Raw genomic sequence first — 20533 nt, 5'->3', positions numbered from 1 at the left:
GCTAGATGCTATAAAATCTTAGCAGCTAAGCTGTTCCTAGCAGGACGCAGTCCGCTCTCTGGCGAGCCTGCGAGTTCCTAGAATCTAGCAGGATGAAGTCCGTCCTAGAACCTAGCAGTGACGAAGTCACGCCCTAGGTACTTAAATTTTATTATATTGGAGTTTTTATGTCTCGTAAGTATTTTGGCACCGATGGTGTCCGTGGAAAGGTGGGGACGTTTCCTATTACGCCTGATTTTGCAATGAAGTTAGGTTGGGCTGCTGGTAAGGTTTTAGCCTCAACCGGTACCAAAGAAGTGTTGATTGGTAAAGATACCCGTAGCAGTGGTTATATGTTTGAATCGGCAATGCAGGCAGGCTTGTCTGCTGCAGGTGTCAACGTGGCCCTTATTGGCCCTATGCCAACGCCTGCAGTGGCGTATTTAGCTTCTACTTTTAGAGCCGATGCGGGTGTGGTTATTAGTGCATCGCACAATCCTTTTTATGATAATGGCATTAAGTTTTTCTCAAACTCTGGCACTAAGCTTAATGACGAGCAAGAGCTTGAAATTGAAGCTTTACTCGACCAAGCGTTAAATCATAATGCGATGGAATGTGTTTCATCTGAATTGTTAGGCAAAGTGCGCCGAATTAATGATGCTGCGGGACGTTACATTGAGTTTTGCAAAGGCGTATTTGCGAAAGATTTAACCTTGGCAGGTCTGAAAATTGTCGTCGATAGTGCTAACGGTGCGGCGTATCATATTGCGCCCAATGTATACCGTGAGTTGGGTGCTGAGGTAATTAGCATTAATGATAAGCCTAATGGCACTAATATTAATGACCATTGCGGTGCGACCCATTTAGACAGTTTACAAACAGCAGTTATGGTACATGAAGCTGATTTAGGCATTGCGATGGACGGTGATGCAGACCGAGTGATGTTTGTTGATCACAATGGCCGCGTAGTGGACGGCGATCAAATTTTATATATTTTGGCAAAATCTGCCAAGCAGCAAGGCACCATGACAGGCGGTGTGGTCGGCACGTTAATGTCTAACCTTGGTCTTGAAATAGCCTTAAAAGAAATGGATATCCCGTTTAAACGCGCTAAAGTGGGTGACCGTTATGTAGTTGAACAATTAAAACAGACAGGATGGCGCATAGGCGGCGAAGGTTCTGGGCATATTTTACACCTTGACCATGCTTCTACTGGCGATGCTGTTGTGGCGTCATTATTAGTGCTGCAAGCGGTATTACAATCGGGGCAATCATTAGCTGAGGTTGTATCGGGTATGAAAAAGTTACCTCAAGTACTGCTTAATGTGCGTTTAACCGCTAATAACGCAGATGAAATTATTGCTTCAGCCGTCGTAAAACAAGCAGTGATTGAAGCCGAAGCAGTACTTGCTGATAACGGCCGTGTGTTATTACGTAAATCGGGCACTGAACCGCTTATTCGTGTGATGGTTGAATCAACCGATCCTGAAATGTCACTAGCACAAGCAGAACATATCGCTAATGCAGTTCGCGCCTAACAACAGCGGACAGCATTGTCTAGGCGCGCAGTTAAGCTATGACGTTAGCGTTTAGTTCGCGTCGGTTAGGTGATTAACCACCGCTATTTGATTATAAAAAAGCAGCAATCTATTTGCTGCTTTTTTAATGCTTGTAATGCCTCGTTTCAGTGTTCACTTTTTAATGGCATTTAAAGTGTTTTTTAAGGCGTAAATTGAGTTTAGCGTTCGGTTACATTCGTTATTTTACATCTCAATTTATATGGGGTTTGATTCAGTCAATCAGATAGTTAAGGTTGATTGGGTATCGCAACCCATAAATAGACTATCCGTTTTTGATACACTTCATCCGCCTCAACGCCGTGATTTCCGTTATAATTATCCATTAAAGTTAGGTCGGACTGATATTTAGGTTATTAAACAGATCTTGGAAGCATTTCAATGAAAATCCTAGTCACCGGTGGCGCTGGTTTTATCGGCTCTGCAGTAGTGCGCCATATCATCAATAGCACTCAAGATAGCGTCATTAATGTGGATAAACTGACCTATGCAGGTAATCTTGAATCGTTAGCGAGTATAGCGTCAAGTGATCGATATGTTTTCGAGCAAGTCGATATTTGCGACCGTGCGGAATTAGACCGAGTGTTTAAACAGCATCAGCCAAATGCTGTAATGCACCTTGCTGCAGAATCTCATGTTGATCGCTCCATCACTGGTTCATCAGACTTTATCCAAACCAATATCGTTGGCACTTATATGCTGCTTGAGGCGACGAGAGAGTATTGGAATACCTTGTCATCTGACGCTAAGCAAGCATTTCGCTTTCATCATATATCTACCGATGAAGTGTTCGGTGATTTGCCTCACCCAGATGAGTTGCAAGGCCATAGCCCAAATGAAGCGTTAGCATTATTTACTGAAAACACTGCTTATGCGCCAAGTAGCCCTTATTCTGCATCAAAAGCATCAAGTGACCACCTAGTGAGAGCATGGTTACGCACCTACGGCTTACCTACTGTGGTGACTAATTGCTCTAACAACTACGGCCCTTATCACTTTCCTGAAAAATTGATCCCATTGGTGATCCTTAATGCGCTAGAAGGCAAGCCGCTTCCTATCTACGGTAAAGGTGATCAAATTCGTGATTGGCTTTACGTTGAGGATCATGCCCGCGCACTTTATAAAGTGGTCACCAGTGGCAAAGTCGGTGAGACTTATAATATTGGTGGGCATAACGAAAAGCAGAATTTAGAAGTGGTACAGACTATTTGCACTATCTTAGATGCTCTAGTGCCTAAAGACACGCCTTACGCTGAGCAAATCACTTATGTGACAGACCGCCCCGGCCATGATCGACGATATGCCGTTGATGCGAGTAAAATCAGTAATGAATTGAACTGGCAACCACAAGAAACTTTTGAAACGGGTTTACGTAAAACCATCGAGTGGTATTTAACGAATCAAGATTGGTGTCAACATGTCCAAGATGGAACTTACAAAGGCGAGCCGTTAGGCATTTAATCTCATTACTGCAATTATTGATCTGTTGTCCTAGATTTATGATCCAAAACCTAGGGCCTTTTCATCTAGGAACTTATTTACACATGAAAGGCATTATTTTAGCGGGCGGCTCAGGGACTCGTTTATACCCACTCACGAGAGGGGTATCCAAGCAGTTATTGTCCGTGTATGACAAGCCAATGATCTACTATCCACTGTCAACATTAATGCTGGCTGGGATCCGTGAAGTGTTAATTATTACCACCCCAGAAGATAGCGAAAGTTTTAAACGTTTACTCGGTGATGGTTCTGATTTTGGCATTCGGTTAAGTTATGCATTACAAGTATCACCAGACGGTTTAGCGCAGGCATTTTTAATTGGCGAAGAATTCATTGGACAAGACAGCGTTTGCTTGGTGTTAGGTGATAACATTTTTTATGGGCAATCCTTCAGTAAAACATTGCAGAATGCCGCTAGCAAGGACGGTGGCGCCACAATATTTGCCTATCAAGTTAAAGACCCTGAAAGATTTGGTGTGGTCGAGCTTGACGTCAATATGAACGCTATATCGATAGAGGAAAAGCCCGCTAAACCTAAATCAAATTATGTTGTGACGGGTTTATATTTCTACGACAACAGCGTTGTTGAAATGGCAAAACAAGTTAAGCCATCACATCGCGGCGAGTTAGAAATAACCACGTTAAATGAAATGTATTTAACCAAGGGTAACTTGAAGGTAGAGTTGCTTGGTCGTGGTTTTGCATGGTTAGACACAGGCACATATGATAGCTTGCACGAAGCATCTTCTTTTGTGCGCACTATAGAGAATGTGCAAGGGCTTAAAGTGGCCTGTTTAGAAGAAATAGCCTGGCGCAACGGTTGGTTAAGTACGGATGATCTTGCTAAATTGGCTGCACCGATGATAAGCAGCAACTATGGTCAATATTTAGCGAATTTAGCTGGTTCGGTTAACGAGGCTTGAGTATGAACATATTGGTCACAGGTAAAAATGGCCAAATTGCTAGGTGTTTAGTTAAGCAACTTAGTACTCTACCAGATGTCACCTTGTTGGCATTAGATCGTGACCAGCTTGATATTACAGACCCTATTAGGGTCAATAAGGTTATTGCTGAGTTTTCACCCAATATCATTATCAATGCAGCTGCTTATACCGCAGTTGATAACGCGGAACAAGAAAGCGCATTGGCCTATGCTGTTAATCGTGATGGACCATTTAACCTTGCCGTTGCCGCGAATAATATCAATGCCATTATCATCCATATTTCTACCGATTATGTTTTTGCTGGCGATGGTCTTGTCGCTTATGTTGAGACTGATAACACCGAACCTCAAAGTGAGTATGGCCGAAGTAAACTCGCTGGTGAACAAGCGGTTGCACGAGCGTGTTCGCAACATATTATACTCAGAACCGGCTGGGCATTTGCTGAGCATGGGCATAATTTTGTCAACACTATGCTGCGTCTTGCTAAAACCAAAACGTCTATAGGGGTTGTTGTCGATCAGTTTGGCGGCCCAACCTATGCGGGTGATATTGCCAATGCCATAGTGACTATTGTGAAACAGCTCGTTGATGGTCATCAAGCCTACGGGATATATCATTATTCTGGTTTTCCTCATGTCAGCTGGCATGTTTTTGCGACAAAAATTTTTGACCTTGCGCTAGCGCAAGGCGTATTGAAACAGCCCATTCAAGTTACCCCTATCACAACGCTAGACTATCCCACCCCCGCAAAGCGCCCAGCAAACTCACGTTTAAATTGTGATAAAATCAATCAAGAATTTGGTCTTGTGCAAAGTGATTGGCAAGCCGCATTAGTCAACATTGAAGAGTATTCACGATGAACGTCATCGCTACACAAATTCCAGATGTGAAGATTATAGAGCCCACCGTGTTTGGCGATGATCGTGGCTTTTTTATGCAGACGTGGAGCCAGCAACAGTTTGAAGCACTCGTGACAGGCAAGCCTACCATTTTTGTACAGGATAACCATTCCAAGTCGAACAAGGGAACATTACGCGGTTTACATTATCAAACACAACACACTCAAGGAAAGCTGGTACGTGTCGTGAGCGGTGAAGTATTTGATGTGAGCGTCGATATTCGTAAAGGCTCACCTACCTTTGGTCAATGGGTCGGCGTTTACTTATCTGCCGCCAATAAACGCCAGTTGTGGATCCCAGAAGGCTTTGCCCATGGTTTTTATGTAACAAGCGACCAGGCTGAATTTATTTACAAATGTACTGATTATTATTGCCCTGGATCTGAAGAGAGTATTGCCTGGAATGACCCCGCTATTGGCATTCAATGGCCGTTAACTAACCCACCTTTATTATCAAATAGAGATGCACATCAAAGTGTATTGCTCAAGCACGCACAATGTTTATAGCATTTAGCTGCGCTTCTAGGACGCTTCGCTGCTAGCTGCACCTCATCCTGGATGGAGCGGGATATCACCGAGCGAATGTGATCAACGACTCGGCTCTTAAAATGAGGTATTTTGTAAACTCGCTACTCTAATTACTGCCCATTGTCCCATCTGCCTACAGCAAGTGAGTGCGCTATAGTTTATCTATAATTACGCATCATAATAGCTCTTATGATATACAATAACTAATCACTCTTGTGTTATTTTGGCTAGGATGATATGTTTTTATATATAATTTTTCTTCAGTGATGCATTAAGACGTATTGAAATGAGCTATGTAACAGAGCAGATATTAGAAAGCCTTCGAGACGCTCGGGTACGTAAGGGGTTTAGCCAGAGAGAGCTGAGCGCTCGTTCGGGTGTACCGCAAAGCCATATATCGAAAATCGAGTCTGGTGGCGTTGATTTAAGAATGTCCAGTTTGATTGCACTTGCCCGTGTACTCGACCTAGAGTTATTTGTCGCACCTAAAAAGTCTGTTCCTGCCATCAAGTCGATCATTCGAAGTAGTAACGTTACTCATAATAACGGTCTTAGCGATGAATGTGAGCAAATGTCGCCAGCATACCAGTTAGAGGAAGACGACGATGACTAATAATGTCTCTACGTTAAACGTTTTGCTCTATGGTGAACCCATCGCAACGATCACTAATGTGGGCAATGACAGAACGCTATTTGCCTTTATGGATCCGTACATTAATGACGAATCACGGCCCGTGTTAGGGCTTGGCTTTAAAGATTCGCTAGGTGGCTTGCTGACCAACTTCAAACCTACCCAAACCAAGTTAACCCCATTTTTCTCTAATCTTTTGCCAGAAGAAACCATGCGTAATTACCTGGCAGAGCGTGCCGGTGTGAACCCTGCGCGGGAATTTTTTCTATTGTGGGTGCTAGGGCAGGATTTAGCTGGCGCGATCACGGTTGAACCGGCCGATGGTGAAGCGCTGCCGCCTAATGTGCATCAAGACATTGAAGGTGAAACGAAAATTGAAGCTCCAATGCGCTTTTCATTGGCGGGTGTACAGTTGAAGTTTTCAGCCGTACAACAAGTAAACGGCGGTTTGACCATTCCTGCTACGGGTAAAGGTGGCTCTTGGATTGTGAAATTGCCGTCGTCTCGATTTGAGGCTGTGCCAGAAAATGAATATTCGATGATGGAATTGGCTCGAATGTTGGGAATGGAGGTGCCAGAGACTCAGCTACTTTCCATTGACCAGATTGCCAATATTCCAGAAGGCATTGGCAAATATGGCAGCTCTTTTAAAAATGCTCAGGCTTTTGCGATCAAGCGTTTTGACCGTGCAGATGGTCAAGCTGTGCACATTGAGGACTTTGCGCAAGTTTTTGGTGTCTATCCTCAAGATAAATACAAAAAAGCGAGTATGCGGAATATTGCTCAGGTTATCGGCATCGAAGGTCAAGACGAGGACATCGCAGAATTTACTCGCAGGTTAGTGTTCAATACGTTAATTGGCAATGCCGATATGCATTTGAAGAATTGGTCTGTGATTTATAAAGACAAGCGCACCGCATCGATTGCACCTGCTTATGACTTTGTCTCGACTATTCCTTATATCCCAGATGATAGTGCGTCGCTCAAGGTTAGCCGTAGCAAAAAATTCAGCGATTTCACGTTGGATGAGTTATCACACTTAGCCGCTAAGGCCATGCTGCCAGAAAAATTGGTGTTAGATACTGCCAAGCAAACCGTAGCAGGCTTCCATGAGGTATGGGCGAAAGAAAAAGCGCATTTACCACTTACTAAGTCGATGATTGAAGCAATCGAGACACACTTACGAAGCATACCGCTACGCTAAAATGAGAAAAGATTGCCGAGTAAAGTCTGGTTTTATTCTTATCGGTCAAAAGACTCACTCAAACTTCTTCTTGCGATCATGACGGTAATTTTTTGTGGTATAAGTTGGGGTCATAGCACTTGATATCGATTGTTCAATAGACTCTCGCAATCCACTAAATAACCGCACTTCCTCAGAACGCTTCAAATAGTCCATGATGCCATCACTGATGGACTCAATAATTTCCTTAGCCTTTCTGATCCGAAATTCCTTACCCTCAGCTAATTTCAGCAAGTGAGACTCGTCTGGGAACGTTTTACTGCCAGCAAGCTTAAGCGCCATTTTGTTATCTATGGTGTCGTAGATAAGCGTATGAGTAATATCAAATGGAGGAGACACAAAAATCCTAGACATATCCTGTGAGTATAGCAACGCAAAATTTTTCAAATGAGCATCACCATTACCGATGAGGCAGTTAAATACGATGTACCGGTACATTGTCTCTATTTCCACTTGGCTATTGGTGTACAGATAAACAGCCTTGAGTAATGTCTCATAACTACCACTGTACTTAGCATCAGGGTCATTTGGCTTCTTTAGCAGCGTGGTGAAATCCTCATAACCAAGCTTCATCCCCTCTGACGTTTTATCAAAACGCTCAACTACAAAAGTCTCAAGATTCTCTGCAAGGTAAGTCGCTGGAGGTTTCAAGCCACAATGGTTCGCCGCCCCCATGCAAACGTATTCGTTCACTGTTAGTAGTGGGAATTCCTGGTCAAACGACTTAACGATCAAGTCCTTTTGCTCAACGGTTCTATCGGTTATAGCGCCACCAACACCAGGAATACTGACCTTAGGCTGCATACCCGCGAGTGAGTTTCGCAGGTAATATTTTTCCAGTAATTGAGGGAACAACGGTTCAGTACTTCGATACGTCAGAATATCATTAAGGGATATCGACTCGACCTCAGGCATTTCTAATTCACTCTGATAAGACAACATACCGATACTGTGATCACCCTGAAGTGCCAACAAGTACATGTCGTTAACCTTGGCATAGCGCGCAAGCTTTTCAGCAATAAAACGGCGATTAAAACCCTCTGGCAAATTTTGCGCGAACACAGGATGCAATGCAGAAGATGAGTAACCATCCAACCCCTTTTTCGTCATAGTAAGCGACACATGCTTAGCATCCTGAATTGGTTGGTAATGATGCACAGAACCATACGTCAACACACCTAACTCAGCATCATCAGCACCAACAACAACTATGCGGTTGATTTTAGATGGGAAACTAATTTCAGTAGCCATTAGTCATCTTCCTTAAATATGCTATCAATCTCATCCCAATCTGGTAACTCATGAGTCTTTGGAGTCACATTAAATTGCAAATCAATTGCATCAAGCAAACGCTCAAAAATATCAAATGAACCAGTGAACCGACCATTCTCAATTTCAGAAATAGTAACCTTATGAATACTCGTCAATTCAGCGAGGCGCTGCTGGGTATAACCTAGCGCTTTGCGGCGTTGACTAACAGCTGTACCAATCTCTGCTCTACTGCCCATACATCACCAATAAGTTAGCCATATAGCTAACATCATAGACTAAAGCATCTAAGTTAGCTATATAGCTAATATTGTTTAAGCTAGATCACCATAAAATCACCAAGTTAATCCTAAAGAAGCAATTTAGTGAGCCAGAGAAGCGATAGCTATCTTTGAAAAATGGAAAACGATAATGGTGAGTAGTAAAGAACTTTAGCCCCTAAACCGTTCGGTTACATTTGTTATATAACATTTAGCTGCCTGATAGGCAGCTACGCTGATAAATTATATAAAGGAAAATGCCTAGCAGATGAAGTTTATCCTCTGGCGAGTAGGATTTCCTAGGATCTCGCTCTTTTACTTTGGGCGTTCTGTAGTCGCAAACTGGCACTTGATTTTTTGAACCTAAATCGTGTCAATAAGTAGTGTAATAGCTATTTTATGTGCTAATATTGTTTCAATAAGTGGTTTTTACTCTCTTTGTTGAACCGAAATGGATGCATAATGTCGAAAGCAATTACGATTCAAATTAACTACGCTTTTGAGTGGCATGATGTTGCGACTATCGAGTTTGCAGAACACCTTGATTCAAGCTTTTGTCGACTGGACTATGAAACAGATCATGTATTTGCACACTATAATGATTTTGCAGAAACCGCAGCCTGCGTCACTTTGCCAAACGACACCATGCCCTATCGAAATAATAAAAACTGGTTTCGTTTTTTAGATGACATTATTCCCGCAGGCTCAAGTCGTAAATACTGGCTACGAACACTGCGCTTGCTCGATGAAGATAAGCTTACCAGGAATTTTATCCTGTTATCTCAAGGTACTATCGCACCGATAGGCAATATCAGGGTGAAAGAGTCGGTACCTGCCGCTATTACCAACCCAATACCGGTAACGTTTAGCGTTGAGGATGTCTGTAGGCTTGAAGTCGACTTTATCGAATACGCACAGGCCAATGGAGCCGCTGCTGGCGGTGCGTCTGGTGCAGGTGGTGCTGCGCCTAAATTACTTCTTCGTTGTGATCCATATGACAGAGTGTGGATCGATACCTTTCAGGATAATCCAAGCAATCTAGACACCCGATACTTAGTCAAATTTTCAAGAGGAAGCGCAAGTATCGACCACGATATTTTAAGGGCTGAGTTTCACTTCTATCACGAACTTAAAGCACTTGGTTTCGATACTATACCCACTGATGAAATGCGCTTGATAGAGAGCGAGCGAGGTCCATCACTTTGGTTGCCGAGGTTTGATGTTGCAACAATAGGCAATAAACAGCAACTGCTTGGTATGGAGTCAGTTTACTCTGTGTTAGATATTGCTCCTGCTACTATGATGGAGCATGGCGAGGTGATCCGCGCTTTAATAGAAGTGTTTACTTTAAAAAACGATAACAGTGAAACAACAACGTTTCTCGATGCAGAGAATGGAATCGCAGCGTTTGTTATCGAGTGGGTTCGCAGGGACTTGCTTAATATTGCTTTTGGTAATTCCGATAATCACGGTCGTAATACGTCATTCATCAAGCAGAACAACCGTGTATCCCTTGCGCCTATCTACGACTTTGCCCCCATGAAAGCCGATCCAGAAATGATATCAAGGACTTTTATATGGGGGGGAGGACTTGAATTAGGTGGACAATATGACTTTGTTAAAATCGCCAATAGTCTTGCTGATCTTATTGAACCAAAAGCGCTTTTAGATGCATTGGCTCAAACAGCAATAGAATTAGTTGAACTCAAGCAAAGGCTGGGAAACCGAGGTGTTCCCCAGTCTATTCTCTCTTTCCCAAGTATGGGGTATGAACATTTAGAGCAGAAATTCAAAACCTGGAAACTACTATGACAGAAAAGGCCAAAATGTTAGCCCAAGAGAATCGTCATGGCCGACTACCACTTGCTGCAAAGCGTCAAAAATTGCCGAGCTCTGTCAAAGATGAGCTTATGAAAAGTATTTGCATTGAGCTTATTACCAGTCAGATCACGACGGGTAAGGCTTTGCAGAGGTTGCGTACTGAAATGCTATTCGCAAATCAAGAGCAATATGCCAAAATGGTCGGCATTACAAGGAAGGCATTATCTGAGATTGAGGGAGATAAATCGAAAGCTAGCGCTTTAGTTTTAGGCAAAGCCCTAAGGGGGGTTGGACTGGAGTTATTGGTCTTACCCAGAGATAAGTTTTTACAGGGTGAAATCATCGGTTATGAAAGCGCAACTGACGGTTCTGGCGCAAAAGTATTACCGGGATGATGTGTCAAAGGTTGATAAAACGGCATCATTCTTGATAATACACTCACTTAAATCAAAAAAGCTTCAATACGGTACTCTGCATGACATTAATGACCATTATCGACAATTCTGAACTCAACACATCTAACAAACAGTGGCAAAAGCTCGACAAATTGTGGCAAGACGTTGAGAAAAAACAAGCGCGTAATCAACGCTATCGCGCAAAATTAGATGGTTTTTATGAAGAGTTTAAACCGCTAATCGAGCCAAAAGAGCATGTTGTGTGTGCTGCGACCGGAAAGTGGGTCCAACATTTACTAACGTTTGTGCCACGCAAAACGATTAAGGGTAACCAAAGAGTTGAACTTTATGGTTGGATTGAAGAGGAGCTCACTATACTTGAGGCCAACCCATTTAATCCCATTAGCACAACTGATTTGCGAGAGTTTTTTACTTCGTTATTGATTGATTTTCAATCGACGATGCCAAAGCAAACGGTGAGTGATGAAGAGCTTGAGACGCTAAGGGAAGATCTGTTTGGCATGTTCGGTGAGTGGTTGCCTTTAAGCAACGAAGAGCTTATTGATATGATACATCATCCTGAACGTTTTCAAGCGTATATTAATGACATGCTCAGCCAAAGCAATAACGCAGAAGCTCAAGATGAACATCAAGATGATGTTGAGTGGGATGAACCAGGCTGGGACATGGGTGATGACTTTTCATTCGAAAACGATGACTCTGAATTACCGATGAGCACTGCGTTATTTGAAGATAAAGCGATGTCGAAACTGTATCGACAACTCGCTAATCAACTTCATCCTGATAAGGAGCAAGATCCTGCGCAAAAAGCCTTAAAGAAGGACTTAATGCAGCTTCTTTCCCAGGCTAAAAAAGATAAAGATGCGCTCGCGTTACTGATGATGGCACAGGAACATTTGCCCGAATATAAACTCATCGCTGATGAGGACATGATAAAGCGAGTGGAAGCCGCATTATATTCAAAAATAGCATTGCTAAACCAAGATCATCAATTTATGCAGCATGGCAACGACATTAAATCGGAAATTTGGCGTCGTTTTGGCGGTGGCGGAAAGGCGTCGCGCGCAAAAACGTTGCAACAGTATGGCGATCTGCTGATCATTGAAGCTGAAGTACTATACGCTAAGATCAATAACGTCACGACGGTGCAAGCCCTGCGTGAACAGTTAAGTCAGCGAATGCATCAGCAGGAATTGAATGACATGATGGGGTTTGGCATGTTTGAAGATTTTCTAGATTAGATTTTGTTTGTCGAGATGTCATCGCTGACGTTTTAAGCGTTTTGCATACTCACTTCATCTATTATGATGGGGTCATAATCTAAACCACTATCGACCCAGTCACAGGGCCGATAGTGGCTAAGGTTTTTAGCCCAGTCCCTCGCTTTTCATTAATGAGTCAAATGCATTACCATCAAGGCGAGAAGCATTGGCAACATAGGGGGCATAGACTTCAAACAGTAGTCGGGTGTCACTATGTCCTAGCATATGGGAAATGTATAGCGGGTTCTCATGAGCCGCAATATGCAGCACTGCGGCTGTATGGCGTGTTTCATAAGGTCGACGGAGTTTTAAGCCTGCGGCTTTTAAGGTGGGGAACCACAATTTACGACTTATAAAATGCGTTGAAGGTGGTAAGCCTGTCGGCGCGATAAATACAAAGTTAGATCGTCCGGTTTTAACGGCTTGAATACGTTTAAACGCATCAAATACGGTGTCACACATCTTAAGCTCACGGCGTGATTTTGGTGTTTTTACATCACACACTTCACCATTAACCCAATTTTGACGAACGCGAATTAATCGATGGTCAAAATCAATGTGGTCCCACTCTAAACCATGCACCTCACAGCTGCGCATGCCCGTCCAGAAGCGAATGATAAAATAGTCCTTCCACTTTTTAGGCACACTCGCAAGAAACTTGCGCACCTCATCGATGGTCATGGGGTTTGACTCTGCTTTTTCTTCTTTGAAGGCCTTATAACGTCTCAGTGGATACTCAAACTTATACTCTTCTGCCGCTAAGCTGATAATGGCAACCAAAGGCCAAAGGATGAAGTTAATTCGCCGATTAGACAATAAACGAGAACCGTCTTTTTTTACCCCTTCACTTAAGTCCTGACGAAAGTAATCCACCTGTGACAGCGATAGTTCGTTGACTAATGTGTTGCCGAAGTGGGGGGTAAGGTATTTATCCAATGCACTGCGCACCGAATCTCGATAGCTGTTTTTCCAGGTGGCTTTTTTTCGTTCAAACCACTGGTTCGCAAAGTCATCAAAGAAGGGGTATTGACGGTCGGGGTGAGTGGCGCGTTGCAGTTGTTCAAACTTGACCACTTTTTTGCTGTTTGGGAAGTAGTCGCGGTATTGGAAGGTGCCTAAGTCAATTTCGGCACTCATTTTTTTTAGTGTGGCTTTGGCGTTGTTGAGGTTTTTAGGGGTGGCCATCAATTGGGTGCCTTCACGAAAACGGCAACCATAAAGATGTAAGTCGAACTGAATACGCCCATTGGGGCGAATGCGAATTTGAGCCATAAGAGGCCTCCATCAAATAGATCTGTCCCTACCCGATGGAATTCGTTAGAATTTAGCCATCGGCTGGGTCTCGATTAAAGGTCGGTGCAGCCGGTACGGGGGAGAGTGGTTGCCGCCACTCTCTCCCAACTGCTATTTAAGGGTGACCTAACTTGTAAAACGCGCAAGTTAATCACCTCAGTGTGTCTTCCCAATAGGCTAAAAATATAGCTTATTCGTTAACCAGTTCTAGTTATATACCCAGTACTGTGTATTTGTCCAGTGTTTTATTGTACTTATTCAAACAACACATCAACATAATGCGCCACGCCCGTTTTATTCCGAAATCAAACATCCTTAAAACCAAATAAATCATCCTGGCTATGTGTATCGCCATCAGCATTCTGCTGTTTTAGCATGATCTCTAGTCTGGCTTTCGACTGCAGTACTAGTTCCATTCTCGGGGAAGCATATTCGATATCTGTGATACTTTGGTAAGGCTCGGCATTATCTCTGTCGTTATAAAACCCCAACTTTAGCCCTCCTTGCTCATTAATTAATACCGCGATTTTCATTTGTTCAGCATTGGTAATATCTTTAATTTGCACACGACTTAGCTGACTCAGATTGATGCTGTATAACGAGGGCTTGTGACAATCGATGTGTTTTGTGCGAATAAAACGGTTACTGCCGGTCTCTTCAACTAAGCTGGCAAGCATGACATAGTCTTTATCGATATAGAGTAGTGCTTGATTGGCTTTTTTGAGTGGCGTAATCGACAAATATTTTTTGAGATCTTCTTTAAAATCATAAATGTTGATGATAATTTTTACCTCGACCCGATACGCTGATTCTTTTTTTAATCGATATTCACGCAGTGATGCTAACGAGCTTGAGTTCACGCTGTGACCATCACTAAATATTGCGCGTTCATCATCCAGATAATACAGGATCTGTTCTGCATCAGTGTTATGACAGATCCGTTCTAGTTGTACCACGCTATCTTTGTTCAGCAATATGCCATGTGTTACTTCCATATTCTCTGGTAGCGCACAGGTCTGAATATTGTTGTCACGCTCAATACGGACTTTTTGTAGCTCTTTATTGAGCTCAAACACATCAAACGGCTGATGGGCCTCGGCGACGTTAAGGATCACCCTCGCCGAATCAGTGGGTAATGACTGGTAAGCTTGGTTTTTATGCTGTTCAAGAAAAGCAAGATGCTCCTCGATTGGCGGTTTAGCTTGAATGTATAGACGAGATACTTGTGCCATCAGGCCATTGAGTATCGGTAACTTTTGCTGTTTACCATACTCGACTTCGATAGTGATTGGGTTTCTATTTAACGTGTTATCTAGTTCAGCCCGCCACCATGTACCGAAGCTACTTGCACATAACGACCATTGACCTTTTTTGAGTCCCCAGTCACTGCTAAGTGGCAATTGAACCATAGAGGGAAAGTCGCTCTGACCTCCGATTAAATAGCCCAGTTCTTTGTTCTCTATCACCACAGTGACATAAGGAATAGGATCTCTATCACTGATAGCGTTAACCAGGTGGCTAATGCCTTGTTTACGGTCTGCATTGAATTCAAGTTTTGGCAAGGTGGGATCCTTTTAAGTATTGATAGTTAATAGATCAGCAAAATACTGCGCTAGTGGGCGTTTGAATATTATTGCTGAAAATGGTGTATGCAATATGATGTTAAGACTGGTGTCACCAACTGGTATAACGTTATGCAACACTGTGTCTTGCTTGCGAGCAAAGTGGCTTTTGACCAATTCAAGCTTATGACTGTTAAGGCTTTTTCTATTTTGTACTAAAGTCAATTTTGCATTGAATGATTTGAGAAACCCTTGATGACATAAGCTTTTAAATGCTTTAAGTGTTCGTTGGTTGCAGGGGCAATTAAATACAATATCTAGCTTGCCTGGCTCATCCGGTCTTGCTAAGTGTTCACTTATGAACGCTTCAGCAATCGTTGCTCCGCCTAAGTGCTTCATCGCGGTACATTGCTTTTTATCCAACACTAACCCTTGGTGTTGCCCCAACAGCATCCACGCTTGGCTCAGGGACCTCATTGTAAGCTCTCCAGTTGTTAACTTGCGCATTGCTTGACCATTTATAAGATGAAATACTTGCCCGTTGTGCCATTGTCTTGGTGCGTTAGCAGTCCAAATTTTTAACCATTCATTATCATCCCATTGCTGTTTAAGCATGGATGCTGGCTGTTTTGGGACGATTCTTTTTAGCAGTTGCGCTTCGCTATAGTAGGGGCGGTAACTTTTTTTAGCTTGTTCAGGCAATGAGGCGTATTGAGGACTAAGTTCAGCAAGTACCCTGGCTATATCATTTGAACCAGTGGGCATATCCAAAAGGTAGCGCAACTCATCACGGCTATAGTGGCGTTGGTGTGGCTTAAAAAGCGGGATGATCCTTTCAAGTCCATGCAAGTAATGACGTCGAGTTGTTGCATAGTGAGCATGGCCAAATTGAGCGCTAATCACATCAAAAACAAGGCTGTCGTTTACCTCGCTAAAATCACGCCCTTCTAGCCAAAAGCTAAAGCGTGCTAAGCAATTCTGTTTGGTCAACATTGTTTGCATTGCTTTGTCATCAAGCAAAGTCGCTAAATGGTTATCTTCTCGCTCATATGCCAAATGTAACCCTTGCAGATAAGTGAGCTCAATACCTGAATGACGTAAATGATGGAAGCGTACATGAGGGCCGAACATCCCTTTAAGCACCTGTGTCACTGGATATAAATAATGACTTGCGCGTGACGCAATGGATTCACCACATAATGCCAATAGCGGTTGTGCGTGATCACTCTCTGCATGGATTTTAATGACAATACGTACAAGTTTGGCTGCCACTTCAGGCATGACAATATACACATGGCGAGTTTGTCGATTTTTAGTTCGGCCTTCAGCAGTTTTTGTGATAGTGAGTTGAAAATGGTTATTCTGATTGAAGGCTTGACGAATATCTCCCACACGAAGACGTAAAACCTCACCGCGACGCAAAGCCCCATAGAACCCGAGTAAGGCTGCAACACTGGCAAACAGTCGTTGAAGAGCGTGACCATTACTGGTCGAGAGTAAGTGTTTGATCACTAAGTGTAACTGAGCAATACTGAGTCTAAAGGGATCAACTCGAGCAGGTAAACTAGGCTTTTCAAATTGACTCAAATCAAGGTGGTCGGTCAATGGTTGTTGAGAGACGCTGCGTAAAAACTGATAGAAATGCCAGGCTTGAGAGTCTTTGTCATTAAGGGTTTCAAATGCTTGCTGCGCCCATAGTGCTAATTTATCGGGCTCGCATGCCGCTTGATACGATAATGGAGCAAGGTTTTTGTAAAAATTGCTGTACCGGTCGACAGTATCTGCTGGAAGATTGTCACGTTTAATTCCGCCCTCAATGAATAACGACTCACAGAAATGAAACAGCAGTTTTGGGAGGATGTTATCTTGAGTCCAACTGGGCTCTGATGGCATGACTGCGGATGCGTTGTTTTTATTGCGGTAATACTTGATTAACTTTTTGTGCGGCCAATGACGCTTACCAGAATTTGATGTCATGCCATTTGGGTTTTCTTGTCGAGGAAATAGGATCGGTTGATACAGTGAATTTTTGACAGCAACAGGTAGAGTAGGGCTGAAATGTTGAGGTAACGTCGCAACATGGCGTAGAGGATCTGAAATATCACGCAACAGTTCGGCAGGTACTTGATAATGATGGTGCCACAATGATTGAAACGTTCGTTGCCACTTCGCTTCTGAGCGCGGAGCAAGATAATAAGGCTGCGCATATAATGCACTATTTAATGCTTTTAAAAGGGCACTTTTTGTTGGTTCCTGAGTTTGCTGTAGCATATATTGTTGTAATAGCCGATAAGCAAACAGTGGCAGTGGTAACCGGGTAAAACTAGGCTGAGTGTTGTTAGCAAATGCCGCGATAGGCGCTGGGTGTGGCACCTTTAGGGTATATTGACCTTCAAAAAATGTGATTGGATCAGTACTACAGAGCACCGCTTGCCAGTAATTTAATGGCAGGGGCGCTACTTCTATGTAGAGCACGACCAGTAACCAAGCTAATTCACTCTGAGATCTACTTTCGGGGGCGGCGAGAAAGCGCTGGCGTTGCTGAGAGTAGCCTCGTAGTACTCTGCCAGCATCGTCGTTGAAGATTTGTATTTCACGCATCCACTCGAGTGCACTATCTTGACACCGCGTCTCTTGTTTTGGAGGTAGAGTCCAATCACAGACATCATAAAGATAGTGTAATACTTGATCTCGTGCTCGCTTAAGTCGACGTCGCCGCCCGGTGTGAATGTCGTTTATAGCCCCATTAATTTGCTTGAGACTGACCTCACTGAGTTGACGTTGGCTGGCGTGTTGCTCAATCTGTAGACATACCCAATCGATATCGCTGCGTTTTTCTATCACTAGTCCCAAGTCGTCATGGTAACGCTGTATTGTACTGTAATTGAGCATCTCACTTCACCTCCATGACTGGCGATAGCTGTAAAAATTCACTAATGCAGTCAAGGTGTTTAGTGAGTTTTCTTTGTGATGCAGGGAAATGCATATCACTACCAAGGTGCTCACCGAAAGAGGAATGTCCCATAAGTTGATCCACATCTTGAGTGGATAAAACTGGATCTAGTGCCGCTCTCGCATGCTGAGCAAAAAAATGGCGAAGTTGGTAAGGCACCACACGATCGTTTTGGAAACATTGAGACCAATTCAGCATCATAAAGTGACGCAGTGTTCTTGCTGTGAGCGGCAACTGCTCACCCATTTCATTGATCTCAAACCACACCATTGGTGAGGGGGTAAACTTTGGGAAAAATTGATTAAGTTGCTGTTTGAGCAACTCAAATCGCTGGATTGCTTGCTGCAGATAATCTGGGAGCATCATACTGCGCCAGCGTCCCTTGTCGCTTACAATAGCGTATTGAAAGTTAAAGCAGTAAGCCTGTTCAAGCGTAATCGCATGCGTTGGGCGAGCACCTGTTAATACGATGAACAGTAATGCAAGTTCGTTTGCGCGAAAATTGACTAACTCGCGTAAGGCGCTCGTGGTGTACTGCGGGCGTGTTAGCTGTCGCCCTTGCTGATGTAAATAACGGAAAAAATGCCTTACTTTATCCACCTCCAACATCAGCTGTGAACCAATAGCAAGTGCTGGCATTTTGACATAGGTTTTGGTTGCTTCAGTGAGATCGAGGTGAAACGCTGCAATGCGGCCTGCAACGAGTAAATGCTCGGGTAGCGGATCATTTTTATGTAGCAGCGAACGCTCATTGGCGGTAATAGGAAGCGGTATATTGAGCATCGGTTCGAGCTTCGGATCCATCAGTACTTGACGAAGTCTATCGAGATATCGAGTTTGTGCGTGAAAGATCTCGTAACGTAGCTGATCGCTGTCTTGGGATTGATAGGCACTTGCAGAATGATGATGCAATCCTTCTTCACCGAGCAATAAACGTTTACTGAGTGTCGATAGACCACTATCAAGATTGGCTAACGTTTTGAAGTAGCTAAAAAATCCATCACGGCGTATGCGGTAACGTCCTAATAACGAGGTTGGCGTGTGCCATTTGGTATTCAACCAGTAAATGAAAGTTTCTTCTTCCTGGCTCGAAAGCTCCCAATGTTCGGTAGATTGAGTTAACGCATGACTAAAGTAAGCATTGAGCCCGTTTGGTAGCGGCTGCCACTGCCATTGAATGCCATGTGGTGTGTCGTGTGCCAATGCATACTCGACCCAGGAAATATTATTCATACGCACTCGTCTTAGTGCGCTGGCCCTGCATGGCTCACTGCCTGTGAGAATGTTTATCGTATGGATATTATCAGTAGTTTTGCAATCAATAAGTTTGCCAGTAAGCCACAGATAGACAAAATAAAACAGATGTCGATCGTATGAGTTGATTTTGTTGCTCACGGTAGGTTTTATGCACGACTTTAATCGATGCAATGCGGTAAGAAGTGTTAATGCTACGCTCATGGGCTCAGGGTTAACGCCGCCACTATTACATTTACGCGCTTTACGTTTAATCGCACTGAGTTTACTCATGCATTACCTTTACCATCATTGCTGGTTAGTTTCTTGATGTCTGACCGTATCGCTGATGGTGATACTCCTGCAAATAGTGCTAAGCGGTTTTTTTTGGGCAATGAGTTGGATGGTAGCCAAGGATTAGATTTAGCGGTATTGAGCCGAGAGGCGAGCGTTTTTAGTGTTGAAGATTGAGAGCTGTATTGCAATGCTGGAAGGGTGAACATTAATGTCGTGATTGTTTGCTCGATGTTATCTGCTGAATGTTGGTATTCACATAAGCTCACTTTTTGTGATTGAGCACAGGGATGTTGTCTCAGTAGAGCAAACAATGGTTCGGGCGTTAAAAGTAGAAAATGCTCATGAGTTACAGATATGACATACAGAGTTATTGTTTTCAGCAAGATATGTATTTCATGCTCATGAAGATGGTCAATCACGCCGGAGGGGGACTGCACCGTTATCTCCTCGCTGAGTAAACTTGCGACCAAAGGATGATAATCGAGGGTAAAACTGTTAATTAAGCGCTGTTTTGTTTTCATATTTACCATATTTTTATTCTTCATGCGCATATAGATGACGCTTACCGAAATTAATTTTTCATGTCTCTTATTCACTGTCTATTTGTACAGTAATTATTGGTAATCACAATAGATATAAGATTAATATTTATTAATAAATCCTTTACTATTCATAATATTACACAACAAAAATGTTGTTTTTTACTGTGTAATAAACGATTTAGGTGATTTTGATTCATATTTTGGCGAAAGATAAATTGATTGGGATGATGAATTTAAATTGATGTGGACCCCCTGTGTCAGGATAGTTGTCGCCTCAATTAATTTACAAATAAACAGGGCGCGGTAAGTTAAAGCAAGTGAATTA

Annotated in this window: 17 protein-coding genes; 10 read left to right on the top strand and 7 right to left on the bottom strand. The window is 43.1% G+C overall.

Features of this window, described 5'->3' with window-relative positions:
- Positions 1–167: 167 nt before the first annotated feature.
- From glmM to AAEY97_RS18810, 7 genes are all read left to right on the top strand, one after another.
- Entirely contained in the window at positions 168–1517 is a 1350-nt protein-coding gene (gene glmM, locus AAEY97_RS18840; RefSeq protein ID WP_351000781.1) for a phosphoglucosamine mutase, read from the top strand.
- Positions 1518–1937: 420 nt separating this feature from the next.
- Complete coding sequence (gene rfbB, locus AAEY97_RS18835; protein WP_192115871.1) at positions 1938–3017, top strand: dTDP-glucose 4,6-dehydratase; 1080 nt, start codon at positions 1938–1940, stop codon at positions 3015–3017.
- 83 nt (positions 3018–3100) lie between these two features.
- A complete protein-coding gene (rfbA, locus tag AAEY97_RS18830) occupies positions 3101–3979 on the top strand; it encodes a glucose-1-phosphate thymidylyltransferase RfbA (RefSeq protein WP_351000777.1) in 879 nt (292 codons plus the stop codon).
- 2 nt (positions 3980–3981) lie between these two features.
- Positions 3982–4860 (top strand): dTDP-4-dehydrorhamnose reductase, encoded by an 879-nt coding sequence (rfbD, locus tag AAEY97_RS18825; RefSeq protein ID WP_351000774.1) that lies wholly within the window; start codon positions 3982–3984, stop codon positions 4858–4860.
- Positions 4857–5405: a dTDP-4-dehydrorhamnose 3,5-epimerase gene (gene rfbC / locus AAEY97_RS18820; protein ID WP_351000771.1), complete on the top strand. Its 549-nt coding sequence runs from the start codon at positions 4857–4859 to the stop codon at positions 5403–5405. Before rfbD ends, rfbC begins: the two co-directional genes overlap by 4 nt.
- 307 nt (positions 5406–5712) lie before the next feature.
- Entirely contained in the window at positions 5713–6039 is a 327-nt protein-coding gene (locus tag AAEY97_RS18815; RefSeq protein ID WP_351000768.1) for a helix-turn-helix domain-containing protein, read from the top strand.
- Positions 6032–7261, top strand: coding sequence for a type II toxin-antitoxin system HipA family toxin (locus tag AAEY97_RS18810; RefSeq protein ID WP_351000765.1), 1230 nt, complete (start codon positions 6032–6034; stop codon positions 7259–7261). The genes AAEY97_RS18815 and AAEY97_RS18810 overlap by 8 nt, the downstream gene beginning before the upstream one ends.
- Positions 7262–7315: 54 nt before the next feature.
- On the opposite strand, the gene AAEY97_RS18805 is transcribed toward AAEY97_RS18810, so the two are convergent.
- Positions 7316–8551: a type II toxin-antitoxin system HipA family toxin gene (locus AAEY97_RS18805; RefSeq protein ID WP_351000762.1), complete on the bottom strand. Its 1236-nt coding sequence runs from the start codon at positions 8549–8551 to the stop codon at positions 7316–7318.
- A complete protein-coding gene (locus tag AAEY97_RS18800) occupies positions 8551–8808 on the bottom strand; it encodes a helix-turn-helix domain-containing protein (protein ID WP_351000759.1) in 258 nt (85 codons plus the stop codon). Before AAEY97_RS18800 ends, AAEY97_RS18805 begins: the two co-directional genes overlap by 1 nt.
- 483 nt (positions 8809–9291) lie before the next feature.
- Between AAEY97_RS18800 and AAEY97_RS18795 the strand changes: the two genes are divergently transcribed.
- From AAEY97_RS18795 to AAEY97_RS18785, 3 genes are all read left to right on the top strand, one after another.
- A complete protein-coding gene (locus tag AAEY97_RS18795) occupies positions 9292–10641 on the top strand; it encodes a type II toxin-antitoxin system HipA family toxin (protein ID WP_351000756.1) in 1350 nt (449 codons plus the stop codon).
- Positions 10638–11045: a helix-turn-helix domain-containing protein gene (locus AAEY97_RS18790; protein WP_351000754.1), complete on the top strand. Its 408-nt coding sequence runs from the start codon at positions 10638–10640 to the stop codon at positions 11043–11045. The genes AAEY97_RS18795 and AAEY97_RS18790 overlap by 4 nt, the downstream gene beginning before the upstream one ends.
- An 80-nt stretch (positions 11046–11125) precedes the next feature.
- Positions 11126–12307: a J domain-containing protein gene (locus tag AAEY97_RS18785; protein ID WP_351000752.1), complete on the top strand. Its 1182-nt coding sequence runs from the start codon at positions 11126–11128 to the stop codon at positions 12305–12307.
- 126 nt (positions 12308–12433) lie between these two features.
- Here the strand turns inward: AAEY97_RS18785 and AAEY97_RS18780 are convergent, their stop codons facing one another.
- The 5 genes from AAEY97_RS18780 to AAEY97_RS18760 form a co-directional block, all read right to left on the bottom strand.
- Positions 12434–13600: an Arm DNA-binding domain-containing protein gene (locus AAEY97_RS18780; protein ID WP_351000750.1), complete on the bottom strand. Its 1167-nt coding sequence runs from the start codon at positions 13598–13600 to the stop codon at positions 12434–12436.
- A 326-nt stretch (positions 13601–13926) separates the two neighbouring features.
- A complete protein-coding gene (locus AAEY97_RS18775) occupies positions 13927–15183 on the bottom strand; it encodes a hypothetical protein (protein WP_351000747.1) in 1257 nt (418 codons plus the stop codon).
- Between the two features lie 12 nt (positions 15184–15195).
- Positions 15196–18075, bottom strand: coding sequence for a site-specific integrase (locus AAEY97_RS18770; RefSeq protein ID WP_351000744.1), 2880 nt, complete (start codon positions 18073–18075; stop codon positions 15196–15198).
- Between the two features lies 1 nt (position 18076).
- A complete protein-coding gene (locus AAEY97_RS18765; RefSeq protein WP_351000741.1) occupies positions 18077–19663 on the bottom strand; it encodes a site-specific integrase in 1587 nt (528 codons plus the stop codon).
- Entirely contained in the window at positions 19660–20217 is a 558-nt protein-coding gene (locus tag AAEY97_RS18760; RefSeq protein ID WP_351000739.1) for a hypothetical protein, read from the bottom strand. Before AAEY97_RS18760 ends, AAEY97_RS18765 begins: the two co-directional genes overlap by 4 nt.
- Positions 20218–20533 lie beyond the last annotated feature (316 nt).

It is taken from the genome of Shewanella sp. TB7-MNA-CIBAN-0143, assembly GCF_040310065.1.
Lineage (GTDB): Bacteria > Pseudomonadota > Gammaproteobacteria > Enterobacterales > Shewanellaceae > Shewanella.
This window is presented reverse-complemented; position numbering and strand designations above follow the sequence as displayed.

Bases quoted from the DNA above. Each gene is read 5' to 3' on its own strand.
- glmM (WP_351000781.1), top strand. From the start codon at position 168: ATGTCTCGTAAGTATTTTGGCACCGATGGTGTCCGTGGAAAGGTGGGG.
- rfbB (WP_192115871.1), top strand. From the start codon at position 1,938: ATGAAAATCCTAGTCACCGGTGGCGCTGGTTTTATCGGCTCTGCAGTA.
- rfbA (WP_351000777.1), top strand. From the start codon at position 3,101: ATGAAAGGCATTATTTTAGCGGGCGGCTCAGGGACTCGTTTATACCCA.
- rfbD (WP_351000774.1), top strand. From the start codon at position 3,982: ATGAACATATTGGTCACAGGTAAAAATGGCCAAATTGCTAGGTGTTTA.
- rfbC (WP_351000771.1), top strand. From the start codon at position 4,857: ATGAACGTCATCGCTACACAAATTCCAGATGTGAAGATTATAGAGCCC.
- AAEY97_RS18815 (WP_351000768.1), top strand. From the start codon at position 5,713: ATGAGCTATGTAACAGAGCAGATATTAGAAAGCCTTCGAGACGCTCGG.
- AAEY97_RS18810 (WP_351000765.1), top strand. From the start codon at position 6,032: ATGACTAATAATGTCTCTACGTTAAACGTTTTGCTCTATGGTGAACCC.
- AAEY97_RS18805 (WP_351000762.1), bottom strand. From the start codon at position 8,551: ATGGCTACTGAAATTAGTTTCCCATCTAAAATCAACCGCATAGTTGTT.
- AAEY97_RS18800 (WP_351000759.1), bottom strand. From the start codon at position 8,808: ATGGGCAGTAGAGCAGAGATTGGTACAGCTGTTAGTCAACGCCGCAAA.
- AAEY97_RS18795 (WP_351000756.1), top strand. From the start codon at position 9,292: ATGTCGAAAGCAATTACGATTCAAATTAACTACGCTTTTGAGTGGCAT.
- AAEY97_RS18790 (WP_351000754.1), top strand. From the start codon at position 10,638: ATGACAGAAAAGGCCAAAATGTTAGCCCAAGAGAATCGTCATGGCCGA.
- AAEY97_RS18785 (WP_351000752.1), top strand. From the start codon at position 11,126: ATGACATTAATGACCATTATCGACAATTCTGAACTCAACACATCTAAC.
- AAEY97_RS18780 (WP_351000750.1), bottom strand. From the start codon at position 13,600: ATGGCTCAAATTCGCATTCGCCCCAATGGGCGTATTCAGTTCGACTTA.
- AAEY97_RS18770 (WP_351000744.1), bottom strand. From the start codon at position 18,075: ATGCTCAATTACAGTACAATACAGCGTTACCATGACGACTTGGGACTA.
- AAEY97_RS18765 (WP_351000741.1), bottom strand. From the start codon at position 19,663: ATGAGTAAACTCAGTGCGATTAAACGTAAAGCGCGTAAATGTAATAGT.
- AAEY97_RS18760 (WP_351000739.1), bottom strand. From the start codon at position 20,217: ATGCGCATGAAGAATAAAAATATGGTAAATATGAAAACAAAACAGCGC.